Source organism: Marinobacter sp. Arc7-DN-1 (assembly GCF_003441595.1).
GTDB classification, from domain to species: domain Bacteria; phylum Pseudomonadota; class Gammaproteobacteria; order Pseudomonadales; family Oleiphilaceae; genus Marinobacter; species Marinobacter metalliresistant.
In genome coordinates, this window is record NZ_CP031848.1 from 3,782,903 (window position 1) to 3,796,411 (window position 13,509).

A 13,509-nucleotide genomic window follows, 5' to 3' on the forward strand; every position below is an offset into this window, starting at 1 on the left:
CCGTTGAAAAGACAGGTGCCAAGTTTACTTGGTTGAGTACAGAGCGGAAAGCCGAGGTTGCATTCTTGGCCAGCAAGGCAATGTGGTACATTTCAGTTTGGTCTTATAATCACTCAGGCAGCACATCAGATGGTGGTCTCGATGACTCAGTGGAAACCCGGCTGGACAAACAGACCGCCGGAGCAGAACGACCTGATTCTGGCGCTTGCGGGATCGGGCGTGGTGAAGCCCGGTAACGGTTGGCTGCATCCCCGGGACAGCGCGCTGTTCGGGGATGTCCTGTCCGATGCCGTCTCTGTGGGAACCTTCGGCGGTCGCGATGTATTCGTGACCGAGTTGCCGGAAAGCTCGGTTGAACAACAGGAGATCATTCCCCTGAGGGAGGCCCTGCTGATGATGAACGATGCCCCCGCGGATATGCTGAGTACCGGTTTCCAGGTCTGGCAGTGGTGGCGTGACCACCAGTATTGTGGGCGCTGCGGTGAGAAAACCGGTTTTCATGCCCGGGAGCGTGCCAGATGGTGTGAAGCCTGCGGGATTCCCTGGTACCCGAGGCTCGCCCCCTGCGTTATTGTTGTTATCCGTCGGGATGACCGCCTGTTGCTGGCCAGGTCGTCACGGGTCAAACGCCACTTCTACAGCCTGATCGCCGGATTTGTTGAGCCGGGGGAGAGCCTGGAAGGGGCTGTTTGCCGGGAGGTGAAAGAGGAGACCGGCCTGGATGTGACCAATATCCGGTACCACGCGTCGCAGCCCTGGCCCTTCCCGCACCAGTTGATGGTTGGATTCTTCGCTGATTACGCCGGAGGGAACCTGGTGTTGCAGGAAGACGAGCTCGCCGATGCCGACTGGTTTTTACCGGGTGACACACCGCCGGTGCCGCCGGAAACCACGATTTCAGGCCGTCTGATCCGGGCTATGGAGAAGGAAATTTCCCGGGGAGGCATTCCGGTTTGAACGATCAGGCGCCGCCCAGGGTTCTGGTGTTCGATTCCGGTGTCGGCGGTCTGAGTGTTGCTGCCTGCATTCACCGGTACCTGCCGGGCGCGGACCTGACCTACCTGGCGGACAACGCTGGATTTCCTTACGGCGACAAGTCGGAACCGGTAGTGATTGAACGCTGCTGCACCCTGATTGCCCGTGCCCTTGAGCAATACCCCGCCGATGTCATCGTGGTCGCCTGTAACACGGCCAGTACCGTGGTATTGCCCCATCTGCGTGGGAGAACATCGGTGCCGGTTGTGGGGGTGGTGCCAGCGATCAAGCCCGCGGCGGCGAAAACCCGGAACCGGCGTATCGGGCTCCTTGCAACGCCGGCCACAGTCCGCAGACCCTATCTGGACAGACTGATCGAGGAATTTGCCGGTGATTGCCGGGTGGAGCGTATCGGGCATCCCGGCCTGGTGCGCTGGGCGGAAGAGCTGGTTGCCGGCGGTGTGGTGCCGGCCCGCGAACTGGCAGATGCCATGGAGGCATTTCGTGACGCAGAGGTGGATACGGTAGTGCTGGGCTGTACCCACTATCCCCTGTTACTGGAAAGCCTGAAGCGGAGCCTGCCGGCGGTTCGGTTCTGGGTGGATTCGGGAGAGGCGATCGCTCGGCGGGTAGCCTGGCTGCTGGAACAGACAGACCAGCTTGCCGTCGCCGAGAGATCCATTGCGGAGCCGGCACACTTGCCGGTCACTGCTGCCCTGTTTTCCGGCCCGTCCCCGGAAGGAATCGCCGGCTTCATGTCCGGGCTGGGCCTGTCTCCCCGGCGGGTGTGCGGAGACTGGCCCGACCAGCGCCCGGTGGCTATAGAAGCCGGGTGAGCTTGAACATGGCGAGAAATTCCAGCGCCGGAATCGACCGTTTGTGGCAGCAATAGGTCTTGAAGCTGTCGCCCCGAAAGCGTGACTTGGTGAACTCCAGCCCTTTGAAGTTGTAAAGGAAGTTGCCTTTCTCATAGAGCCCGTGCAGCAGGCGTTTGAGCAGGCGGCTCTCTTGATGTTCGGTCGCCGGATCAAGCGACAGGGGAATCAGTCCCAGATCCAGATAGGGCACGCCCTCGGTCTTGAAAACGCCTATGGCATGGGCCATCAGGGTGTAGAAAATGCCCTGGCGAAAGTCGGCATTGGCCCGGGAAATATTGGGCACATAGCTGATGATCTCGTTGTTGCGGTAAATCGGATCAAAGTAGATAAAGCCGACTGCCTTGCCATCCTGATAGGCATAGAAATGCCGTTCATTTTCCCGGTATTCCATTTCCATGGGCCGGATCAGGAAGCGGATCTCATTGCTTTTACACTTGCGGGTGCGTATCCAGGCCTCGGAGATCTCCCGGGTGTGATCGTCGCTGAAACGTTCCATGACGGTGATGCCATTTTTTTCCGCCTGGTTCAGCGCGGTTCTGAGCACCTGTTTCTTTTTCCCGCTGAGGGACCACCGGGCAAGATCGATTCGGGATTCGCTGCCGAACTGGGTGCCATAGAGACCAAAGCGCAGATGCAGAAAATCCACCACCGGCTTTGATACCTGAATGTAACTGGCGTTCGGGAAGCGCCGATGAAAGCTCTCCAGCAGCCGACCGAAATCGCCCGGCGCACAAACCGGGTCCGAGAGGACAAATGTCCCGCCCCATTTCCGCATGTAGGCGATATAGCCAATGCCCGGCACATCAAAATACTGCATGCCCGGCTGCAGCGTCGAGAAGGACTGGGAGTGGGTTCCGAACTTCTTCAGATAACCAACCCGTTCGCTGAAGGTGAACGAACCGCTATCCAGTGTGCTGATTCTGTCCAGTGCGAGTATCTGATCCGACATGCTACTGCTCCCCGATTATTTTTTTGTTGGGCGATCCTTGAGCGACGCTACTCAGGCCTGCTTGCGTCCGAGAATGGACCAGTAACAGTTCATATTCAGAAGCTTGAAATGCTTCTTCTCGGTGACCTGGAGACCCAGGCGCTGCATGTGCTCGGGGTAGTTGTAGATCTTGTGGAATGCGTTATTGGCAAACAGCCAGAAGATGAATACGGCCATGTACCAGTAAAGCTTCTTGAACATCCGGGAGAGGATGTTGCCGGTGGGGTAGCAAAAGTCGCCGACAACCACTCTGGCGTCTGGCTTGCCAAGACGAATGAGGTGCTCCAGGACCCGGACCATCATGTCTTCATCAAAGACGTTGAGGAAGAAGTTGGCCACCACCATGTCGTACTGCTCGAACTCGTCCACCTTCATGATGTCGCAGTGGATACGGCGGATAGTCAGGTGAGGGGCCTCCTTCTGCTGGGCTTCGCCAAACTTGCGCAACATGGTTTCTGACAGGTCTACCACGGTAACGTCCGCACCCAGTTCAGCTGCACGAATGGCGTCCCGGCCATGGCCAACACCGGCAAACAGAATCCTGTCTCCGGGTTTGACGGTTTCAACGTCCAGCATGGCAGTTTTGCAGTGGTGTATGTTCTTGCCGCTGTAGAGGTTGCTCAGAAAATCGTAGACGGGGCCAATGTACTTGTACTTGTCGCGCATGATGACTGCTGCCTGTTCTTGTTCCCTGGATGCCGCCACCGTTGTTGTCGTTTTTGACCCGACAGACTGTCGGACATTTCGGTGGTCAACGCCTGATGGATTTGAGCTTAGAGAACAGGGTGGGAGAAATATGTGCAGTAATGCGCATTTCCGGATACACAAAGTAACGTACTGCAATACTTTGCAAACCAGATCGCGGTTTTATATCTGAGTGTCCGACAATAAATAATCGCCTATCCGAACGAGGCTTCGCGGGCCTTGGTGATTCCGAGGATTTTTGAAATCTCGGCCGCGGGCCGTGCCGGCCCGTAGAAGAAGCCCTGGACCTGATGACAGCCAAGACTTCTGAGGTACTCAAGTTGTTCGTCGGTTTCCACGCCTTCCGCAATAATCTCGAGCTTGAGACCGTGGGCCATGGCGACTATGGCATTCACGATGCAGGCGCCGTCGTCGCCGCTGCGAATGGCCTTTATGAAGGACTGGTCCACCTTCAGGGTATGGATGGGCAGGCGATGCAGGTAGTTCAGGGAGGAATAGCCAGTGCCGAAGTCATCAATCGCAATCCGCACGCCGAAAGAGGCCAGTTCCCGGAGTTTCTGACTGATCTGCTCCAGATCATTCATGATCACGTTTTCGGTGATTTCAATCTCCAGGTTGCCGGCAGGGAAGTTGTGAGTCTCGACCTGCTGCATCAGGGTCTCCACAAACCGGGAGTGCTCCACCTGGATGGGAGACAGGTTGACTGCCAGGCGGAGATCTGGGCGCCCTGAGCGAATCCAGTGCCCGACGTCCTGGCAGGCCTGGTCGAGAACACGCTCACTGAGCTGGCCAATGAGCTTGGTTTCCTCTGCCAGCGGCAGGAAATCCCGGGGGTAGAGCAGTCCCCGTTCAGGGTGCTGCCAACGCACCAGTGCCTCAAGCCCAACGACCCGGTTGCTGGTCGAGCACATCTGGGGCTGGTAGAAAACCCGCAATTCGTCACGCTCCAGCGCCTGGCGCAGATCCCTCTCCAGGTTCAGACGGTTGGCGGTGTCGATGCTCATGCTTTCGGAATAGAAGCGATAGCTGTCCTTGCCCTTGGCCTTCACGTGGTACATGGCAATATCGGCGTTCTGGATCAGGTGATCCATGGTTTCGCCGGCGTCCGGGAAGATGGAAATACCAATGCTTACGCCGACAAACACCTCATGATCGCCCAGCTGGAAAGGCGCGCGCAGTGCATCAATCAGTTTTTTTGCAATTTGCCTCGCATCCTCATGGTTGTGGATGGATGGCAGCAACAGAGTGAATTCATCACCACCGAACCGGGACAGGGTGTCACCCTTGCGCAGGCATTTTTCCAGCCTGTGGGTCACTGCCTGCAGCAAACGGTCCCCCATGGCGTGCCCCAGGGTATCGTTGATTACCTTGAAACGATCCAGGTCAAGGAACATCACCGCCAGTTTCTGGCCGTCGCGTTTGGCATGGGTGATCGCCAGTTCAAGGCGGTCCTTGAACAGGGCCCGGTTTGGCAGGCGGGTTAGCAGGTCGTGGTATGCCTGGAAGTTGATAAACGCCTCAGCTTCTTTCCGTTCGGTCACATCCCGGGCGGTACCGTAATATTGAGCACCGTTGCCATTGCCACCGCCCTGGGTCGTCCCGGAATGGGGCCAGGTCTGCGGGTCAATGGGGAAGGCAGTGATCTCGAAGTGGCGGGTTGCCCGGCGGCTGCCACGGGTTTTCAGCCGGACTTCCAGGGTTCTCGGGGTGTCTGCGGTGATATTGGGGCCCTTCAGGGCCATGGTTCCCCGGGTAACATCCCGGTCGTCGAGGATATGCCGGAAATGCTGCCCACAGAGTTCCGATGGCTGATATCCCAGCAAACTCTCCACCTTGCTGTTTACAAAACAGAAATGACCTTTTTGGTCGAGCATGAAGACGATATCCGGGGAGCTGTTGACGATGTACCGGTGCAGGGCTTCGGATTTTTCCAGTCGGAGCTGGATGTGTTCGTGGGCTTTGAGGAGGGACTTTTTGCCGATGACGTTTTCGACAGTCGCCAGCAATTCCTCCGGGTCAAAGGGCTTGCGGATATAGTCCAGGGCGCCCCGCCGGAGCGCCCGGCTGACTGAGCGGAAGGAACTTTCGCCGCTGACAACGATCACGCCGCATTCCGGTTGTCCGTTGGCAAGGTGGGCCATGACATCAAACCCGTTCACCTCCGGCATCCGCAGATCCAGTAGCGCCAGGTCGAACCCCTGCCGGTCGATCAATTCGCAGGCTTTCCTGCCACCGTGGGCTTCCGATACCTCGTAACCACGACTGCGCAGCAGCGAAGCCAGGGTGTCCAGCAGGCGGGGTTCGTCATCTGCCACCAGTATCCGTGCCGTTAACCCGTCACGGAAAGGCTGATCAGTGAGTTCAGGTGCCATCGGTCTGTGTCCGTTGTTTCTGCGTCAGTCGGTCTCATTTTTTTTATGGCTGGCCGCGGGAAACAGAATCCTGAAGGTGGTGCCTTCCTGTCCCGTGCGACAAGCAATGATGCCCTCCATGTCATCAACAAGCTGTTTCACAATGCTCAGGCCCAAACCGCTGTGACCCTCTCCTTTTGTGGTCCTTGCCGGTGAAAACAGGGTGTCCCTGATTTCACCGGGTATTCCGGTGCCCGTGTCCGTGATCTCCATTTCCACCCAGGTGCGCTGATTCTGCCACACCGGGCAAGACGTGCGGACCTCTACCATACCACCTTCATCCGGAAGACTCTCGGCTGCATTGCGGATCAGATTGATCACAACCTGGCGAATCCGGGTGGTGCCGGCGGCAACCAGCGTTGGCTGGTTGCAAAGTTTCAGCGTCAGTTGACGGCTTTCGGAGCTGAACAGACTGTCTTCCAGAATCCGGGCGAGGCTTTCCAGCTCCGCATTCAGTTCAACGACGTCGGCATCGTGATCCGTAGTGTCCGTGTGACTCATCTGCAGCAAAAGATTTCCGGCCCGGTCCAGCTCATCCCGGATCACGTCCAGTTCCTGCTGAACGTCGGTATCCTCCAGCCGGCCTCTGAGCTGATAAATGTACTGCCGGATGATGGTCAGGGGATTGCTGACCTCATGGACCTGTCTGAGTAGCCGGTCACGGGCTATTTCCTGGTCCAGCCGTTTACCGTCAGTCCCGGCCTCTTTGTCCGGGAGTGGCCGGTTTGCGAGTACAGAAGACAGCTGGCGGGTGAAAATGTCTGCCAGTTCCAGCGTGGTCGGCAATTGATCGTTGTCGGTGCCCAGGGCAAAGACTCCCGGACAGTCGTCGCCACTGACGACCGGGACAGCCAAAAGCGACGGGGTGTGTAACAAGGATAGCAGCTGCCTGTCGAGCACCGTCGGTGAACGCTCACCGAGGCTGACGGGCACTCCCGAAACAAAGGCCTCGGTCAGTACGCTGCCGCCCGGTTTGGCGGTCACGGCCAGATCCGGGATATCGCCAATTGTTCCGGACAGAAGCACCAGGTTGTCCCCGGTATGGCCAAAGCACAGGGCGGGCAGGCCGGTAATCAGGGTCAGGCTGTTGACCGTTTCGGCAAGGATGTCCTCGGTTTCACCGGTTACATCGGCAAGATTGATTGCCTGGCTGGCCATGGCCTGGCGCAGAATGGTCTGCTTCAGTTGCCTGGACGCGCTTTCGCCGTTGTATTCCTCATCAAGGGGAATGCCAAGAGATGCTGCCATTCCGGACACTTCATGTCCGATCCGGCGATTGATCTCGCGGGTGAGCTCCTCATTCAGCCCGAATACCGTACCTGCCGCCGCAATGCCGGCGGCATCGGAAAGCGCCAGCCGGTTAGCCAGGCTGATCAGCTTCACCAGGTGGCCGGCATCCCGCAGCTCCGAAGGGAGGGCCTGCTGGTATCGCATGGCATCGGCGGCCATCGGCCCCAGCCCCCAGGAAGAGACAAGCTCGGCGGCAATATCGGATTGATGATCAAGATAGTGTTGCTTCGTTTCGGTTGCTGGCGTTTTAATAGCGATCAGTTCACCGATGTTGTGAAGCATGCCCAGCATGAACGCTTCGTCCGGCTCCGGGTAACGGGTGAGGGTGGCAAGCGCCTGTGCGGTCAGCGCAGTGGTCAGTGAGTGCCGCCAGAAATCCCTGAGTTGCTGCCACTCGTCACCCCCGAGTTCGAACAGCAGCTGGCGCAGGGCAGCGGTAAGTACGAGCGTATGGAATCGCCGGGTACCCAGCCTCAGCAACGCCTGATCCACCGACCGGATTGGTGTGGAAGGGCCGTAAAGCGCGGAATTGGCTAGCGCGAGTATGCGGGCGACCAGAGCGGTGTCGGCGGAGACAATCTCGCTGATGGTCCGGTAGCTTTCGTCCCGATGACAAGCATCCAGCGCCCGCAAGGTTACTTCCGGAAGGCTCGGTAACTGTAAATCAGGCGCAATCTGCATAGGCCTATCTGCCGTGCGACGTAACAAATCGGTATTTGACGAATCGTTCACTCTTGTACCGGAAAGAGCTTAGACAATAAACCGTCGTTATTAAATACTTGTTGCTGTTTTTTTAAGCAATATATTATCTGATTCGTGATATGTGTAGAATTTTGACAGGTTAAATAGCCTGCAACCGTAAAATCAGGGACCTAGATTGCCGGTGACGACTGCCAGAGAACCTGTAAAACACAATCCGAACCAACCCCGGACCATCGCCATTGCCGGTGGGAAGGGTGGGGTGGGCAAAACCTCCGTCGCCCTGAATCTGGCTCTCACCCTCGCGAGGCAGGATAAGCGGGTTTTGCTTCTGGACGGTGACACGGATCTGGCCAATGTCAGCATCATGGTGGGTCTGTATCCCCGGAAAACCCTTGCCAGCGTCATGGCCGGGGAATGCCGGCTGGAGGACATCATTCTCGAGACCGACTACGGTCTCCACATTGTTCCCGGGGCCTCCGGGGTTCAGGAATGTATGGACATGGGGCCGGCTGAGAGCCTGCGCGTTCTCCGGGCTCTGTACAACCTCGAAAATCGGTACGACTATGTTATTACCGATACGGCGGCGGGTCTTCAGGCGGCGGGGCTTCATATGATCGCGGCCACGGAGCTGGCCTGCATGGTGGTAACCCCGGATCCGGCTTCCCTGACAGACGCCTTCTCCCTGATCAAGGTTCTTCGGCGCAGGGGCTACAACCGGATCCCGAGTATTCTCGTCAACATGGCCCAGGGGGCCAGTCAGGCCCGCTCCGTGTTTCAGCGCCTTGATGCAGCCGCACAACGCCATCTGGGGATTTCCCTGCATTATATGGGCGGAATATGGCGGGACGAAACTCTCCGTCAGTCGGTTCTGAACCAGAAGCCCGTTGCACTGCTGCCGGTGTCAGACCCATCCTGCCGTCAATTTCATACCCTCGCGGATATGCTGAATGTGCGACTGTCTCAGCTTCCCAGGCGAAAGGCCGGTATCGCGGCATACTGGCACAAGGTGTCTCGCAGGGAGGCGGACGTTACACCTGCCCCGGTTGCCGCGCCCGGAAAAACGGCGGAAGAGGAAATTCCAGATGCTAAAACGCAGTGCCTGAGTGCGGTGAGCCAACTGGAGTCGGTGTTCGCCCAGGCGCCCGTCGACCCGATGCTGCGTTATGAAGCATTTACCCGGCTTTTTGCACTCCTGGGGAGCGCATTGGACAGCGATGCGATTGAAATCGTCCAGACTGGACTGGGGTCTTTTCCGTGGGAAAACCTCGATCCGGAGCGTAAGAACCACCTGGCCACACACCTGCGGGAGCTTGCTGACCAGATTTCGCCCCCGCCACGAGAAGCAAGGAAACCGGAACCTGCTTCTTCGGTTCTGCGCGAGCCCTTTTATGACCGTATCAGCTTTGGAGAGCAGGATCGTTTGGTGCGCGTGTTGAAGGAGCAGCCCGCGGATATTTCCCTGGATCGGCTTCTGCGGTCACTCTCGGGCAATGATCAGGGCCGCTCCTGATACGCAGAAAAACCTACCTCCTTTTCCGTCATTTTATTAGCGCTTTTTGTAGCGTAACTTTGCTGTGTGTCACCACTCTGTCACCGAAGTTGTGCAAGTATTGAGCATAAATCTGAATCTATTGAGCATAAACCTGAATCGTGGCCCGCAATATGCAATGGCTCTGTTGTACCTGATTCGCAAACTTTCCCCTGCCGGCAGGTATGCGCCGGCGATGAATTTGAATAGAGAAGGAGTTCTCCCATGGCAACACAGCAGCTGAATCCCGGGGCATCATCGAAAGCACTCGAACAGCTCCGCGGAAAGCACGTACTGATTACCGGTACCACCGGATTTCTTGGCAAGGTGGTACTGGAAAAGCTGATTCGCGCCGTTCCCGATATCGGCGGCATTCACCTGCTGATCCGTGGTAACAAGCGCCACCGGGATGCCCGGGGGCGTTTTCTCGATGAGATTGCTACATCGTCGGTATTTGACCGTCTTCGCCAGGAGGATCAGGAGGCTTTTGAATCCTTCATTGAGGATCGGGTGTATTGCGTTACCGGTGAAGTCACCGAACCATTATTCGGTCTGTCGGGCGATCGCTTCCGCAAGCTGGCCGGCGATATTGATGCCGTGATCAACTCGGCCGCCAGCGTCAACTTCCGTGAAGAGCTGGACAAGGCCCTGGCGGTCAACACTCTGTGCCTGGAAAACGTTGCCGAGCTGGCGCGGCAGAACAAGTCCTTGGCGGTGCTTCAGGTGTCCACCTGCTACGTGAACGGAATGAACGCCGGCCAGATTACCGAATCGGTCATCAAGCCCGCGGGCGAATCCATTCCTCGCAGCACGGAAGGCTACTACGAGATTGAAGAGCTGGTCCGGTTGCTGGAAGACAAGATTGCCGATGTCCGGTCACGGTATTCCGGAAAGACGCTGGAAAAGAAACTGGTGGACCTGGGTATTCGTGAAGCCAATCACTACGGCTGGAGCGACACCTACACCTTTACCAAGTGGCTGGGTGAGCAGCTTTTGCTGAAAGCCCTTTCGGGAAGGGCGTTGACCATTGTGCGCCCGTCGATTATTGAGAGTGCTCTTGAGGAGCCCGCGCCTGGCTGGATTGAAGGTGTAAAGGTGGCAGACGCCATTATCCTTGCCTATGCCCGAGAGAAGGTCACCCTGTTTCCCGGCAAGCGTTCCGGGGTCATTGATGTCATTCCCGTTGACCTGGTGGCCAACGCCATCATCCTGGCTGCCGCCGAGGCGATGGGTGAGTCCCCGCGTCACCGGGTTTACCAGTGCTGCAGTGGCAGCTGCAACCCGGTTTCCCTGGGCGAATTCATTGATCACCTGATGGCGGAAGCCAGGGCAAATTACGCGGAATATGACCAGCTGTTCTATCGGCAGCCGACCAGGCCGTTCATTGCCGTGAATCGCAGGCTTTTTGATGCGGTAGTGGGCGGAGTGCGCATTCCCCTTGGCATTGCCGGGAAGGTGTTGAAATTATTGGGCCAGAACCGGGAATTGAAAGTGCTTCGGAACCTTGATACCACCCGTTCCCTGGCAACTATTTTCGGTTTCTACACGGCACCGGATTACATCTTCCGCAATGATGACTTGCTGGCCCTGGCTTCGCGCATGGGTGAGCTGGACAAAGTGCTGTTCCCGGTGGATGCCCGCCAGATTGACTGGGCAGTTTACCTGCGCAAGATCCACCTTGCCGGGCTCAACCGGTATGCCCTGAAGGAGCGTAAGGTCTATAGTCTTCGTTCGGCCAAGGCCCGAAAGAAAGCGGCGTAGAAAACCTGGGCCCGGTCGCCAGGGCCGGGCCGTTGTCTGACCTTGCCTGTTTTCCTCGCAAGTTTGCGATTGGTCCCGATAGAACTATCCTTTAAGAAGCTTCTTGTTCGGTACAAATAACCCTTGTTTTCATGTGGTTTACCGGTCGGTTTTGGCCAAAAGTTCAGGCGCATTAGGACGTTAGTCTAATTCATTGTGTAGTGGCACACATGTTGAACTACGGCTATCCGTCTATAGAGGGCCGGAAAGGTCCCAGCGCTCAGAATTCCAAAACCGACAATGACAACAGACTCTGACAAAGGGGGAGCACAATGACTGATAAACAGGTATATCCGGTTAGCCCGGAGGTGGCCAAGCGGGCCCTTCTGAACCGGGAACAGTATGAAGAAATGTATCGTCAGTCAGTTGAAGACCCGGATACCTTCTGGGGTGAGCACGGCAAACGCCTTGAGTGGATCAAGCCTTACACCAAGGTGAAAAACACGACCTACGATTACAACAATCTGTCCATCAAGTGGTTTGAAGATGGCCAGCTGAACGCATCCGCCAACTGTCTGGACCGTCATCTGGACAAGCGTGGCGACCAGACAGCCATCATCTTTGAAGGTGATGATCCTGCCGACTCCCGCAATGTCACCTACCGCGAACTGCATGAAGAAACGAGCAGGTTTGCCAACGTCCTGAAAGGTCTGGGCGTGAAGAAGGGCGACGTTGTGACCATTTATATGCCAATGATTGTGGAAACGGCTGTCGCCATGCTGGCCTGCGCCCGCATCGGGGCGATCCACTCGGTGGTATTCGGCGGTTTCTCTCCGGAAGCGCTGGGCGCCCGGATTGTTAACGGCAAATCCCGCTTCGTGATCACGTCCGATGAGGGTGTTCGCGGCGGCCGCAAGATTCCGCTGAAGAAGAACGTGGATGCGGCCCTGAAGAACGAAGACGCTGCCAGTGTTGAGAAGGTGGTGGTGGTTACCCGCACCGGTAACTCCGAAGTGCCCTGGAACGAGGGGCGCGACGAACGTTATGAAGACCTGATGAAGTCTGCTTCTGCCGACTGCCCGCCGGAGCCCATGAACGCCGAGGATCCGCTGTTCATGCTGTATACCTCCGGCTCCACCGGCGCGCCGAAGGGCGTTCTGCATACCACTGGCGGTTACATGGTCTACACGTCCATGACCCATGAGTACGTGTTCGATTACCACGAGGGCGACGTTTACTGGTGTACCGCTGACTTTGGCTGGGTTACCGGTCACAGTTACATCCTTTACGGCCCGCTGGCCAATGGTGCCGTTACCGTTCTGTTTGAGGGTGTGCCCAACTACCCGGACAGTTCCCGCATGGGCCAGGTCGTCGACAAGCATAAGGTGAACATTCTATATACCGCCCCGACCGCGATCCGTGCCCTGATGGCGGAAGGTGAGTCCTGCATGAGCGGCACCAAACGCGATAGCCTGAAACTGCTGGGTTCCGTGGGCGAGCCGATCAACCCGGAAGCCTGGGAGTGGTACCACCGCGTGATTGGTAACAGCAAGTGCCCGATCGTGGATACCTGGTGGCAGACCGAGACCGGCGGCATTCTGATTTCGCCGCTGCCTGGCGCCACTGACCTCAAACCGGGCTCCGCCACCGTTCCGTTCTTTGGTGTTCAGCCGGCCCTGGTGGATAACGATGGCAATATCCTGGAAGGCAAGACCGAGGGTAACCTGGTGATCCTGGACAGCTGGCCGGGCCAGATGCGCACCATCTACGGTGATCATGAGCGCTTCGTCCAGACCTACTTCAGCACCTACAAGGGCATGTACTTCACCGGTGACGGCGCCCGTCGCGATGAAGACGGCTACTACTGGATCACCGGGCGTGTCGACGATGTTCTGAACGTTTCCGGCCACCGTCTGGGTACTGCGGAAGTCGAGAGCGCACTGGTTTCCCACGACAAGGTTGCTGAAGCGGCTGTTGTTGGTTACCCGCACGAGATCAAGGGGCAGGGCATTTATGTCTATGTCACCCTGGTGCAGGGTGAAGAGCCTTCTGACGAACTGAAGAAAGAGCTGGTACAGTGGGTGCGCAAGGAAATCGGTCCGATTGCGTCTCCGGATGTGATTCAGTGGGCACCCGGGCTGCCAAAAACCCGTTCAGGCAAGATTATGCGCCGGATTTTGCGTAAGATTGCTGCGAACGAGCACGATCAGCTGGGTGACACATCCACTCTGGCAGACCCGGGTGTGGTGGACGAGCTCATTAGCAGTCGTGAATTCAAATAAAGGTCTGGTT

At 57.3% G+C, this 13,509-nt stretch carries 9 protein-coding genes; 5 read left to right on the forward strand and 4 right to left on the reverse strand.

Annotated elements, in window-relative coordinates:
• The first annotated feature begins 141 nt into the window (after window positions 1–141).
• Window positions 142–957, forward strand: a complete 816-nt coding sequence (gene nudC, locus D0851_RS17775; protein ID WP_117620456.1) for an NAD(+) diphosphatase — start codon at window positions 142–144, stop codon at window positions 955–957.
• Window positions 954–1,811 carry a glutamate racemase gene (gene murI / locus D0851_RS17780; RefSeq protein WP_117619822.1) on the forward strand — a complete coding sequence of 286 codons (858 nt, stop codon included), beginning with the start codon at window positions 954–956 and terminating at the stop codon, window positions 1,809–1,811. The genes nudC and murI overlap by 4 nt, the downstream gene beginning before the upstream one ends.
• On the opposite strand, the gene D0851_RS17785 is transcribed toward murI, so the two are convergent.
• From D0851_RS17785 to D0851_RS17800, 4 genes are all read right to left on the reverse strand, one after another.
• Window positions 1,795–2,802, reverse strand: coding sequence for a DUF2156 domain-containing protein (locus D0851_RS17785; RefSeq protein ID WP_117619823.1), 1,008 nt, complete (start codon window positions 2,800–2,802; stop codon window positions 1,795–1,797). The genes murI and D0851_RS17785 overlap by 17 nt on opposite strands.
• A gap of 51 nt (window positions 2,803–2,853) precedes the next feature.
• A complete protein-coding gene (locus D0851_RS17790; protein WP_117619824.1) occupies window positions 2,854–3,507 on the reverse strand; it encodes a class I SAM-dependent methyltransferase in 654 nt (217 codons plus the stop codon).
• A gap of 233 nt (window positions 3,508–3,740) precedes the next feature.
• Window positions 3,741–5,918: an EAL domain-containing protein gene (locus tag D0851_RS17795; protein WP_117619825.1), complete on the reverse strand. Its 2,178-nt coding sequence runs from the start codon at window positions 5,916–5,918 to the stop codon at window positions 3,741–3,743.
• 24 nt (window positions 5,919–5,942) lie between these two features.
• On the reverse strand, window positions 5,943–7,928 hold the full coding sequence (locus tag D0851_RS17800; RefSeq protein ID WP_117619826.1) for an HDOD domain-containing protein: 1,986 nt from the start codon (window positions 7,926–7,928) through the stop codon (window positions 5,943–5,945).
• A gap of 202 nt (window positions 7,929–8,130) precedes the next feature.
• Here D0851_RS17800 and D0851_RS17805 point away from each other — a divergent pair, with 202 nt between their 5' ends.
• The 3 genes from D0851_RS17805 (at window position 8,131) to acs (ending at window position 13,499) form a co-directional block, all read left to right on the forward strand.
• Window positions 8,131–9,459 carry a MinD/ParA family protein gene (locus D0851_RS17805; RefSeq protein WP_117620457.1) on the forward strand — a complete coding sequence of 443 codons (1,329 nt, stop codon included), beginning with the start codon at window positions 8,131–8,133 and terminating at the stop codon, window positions 9,457–9,459.
• A 243-nt stretch (window positions 9,460–9,702) separates the two neighbouring features.
• Entirely contained in the window at window positions 9,703–11,238 is a 1,536-nt protein-coding gene (locus D0851_RS17810) for a fatty acyl-CoA reductase (protein ID WP_117619827.1), read from the forward strand.
• A gap of 311 nt (window positions 11,239–11,549) precedes the next feature.
• Complete coding sequence (gene acs / locus D0851_RS17815; protein ID WP_117619828.1) at window positions 11,550–13,499, forward strand: acetate--CoA ligase; 1,950 nt, start codon at window positions 11,550–11,552, stop codon at window positions 13,497–13,499.
• Window positions 13,500–13,509 lie beyond the last annotated feature (10 nt).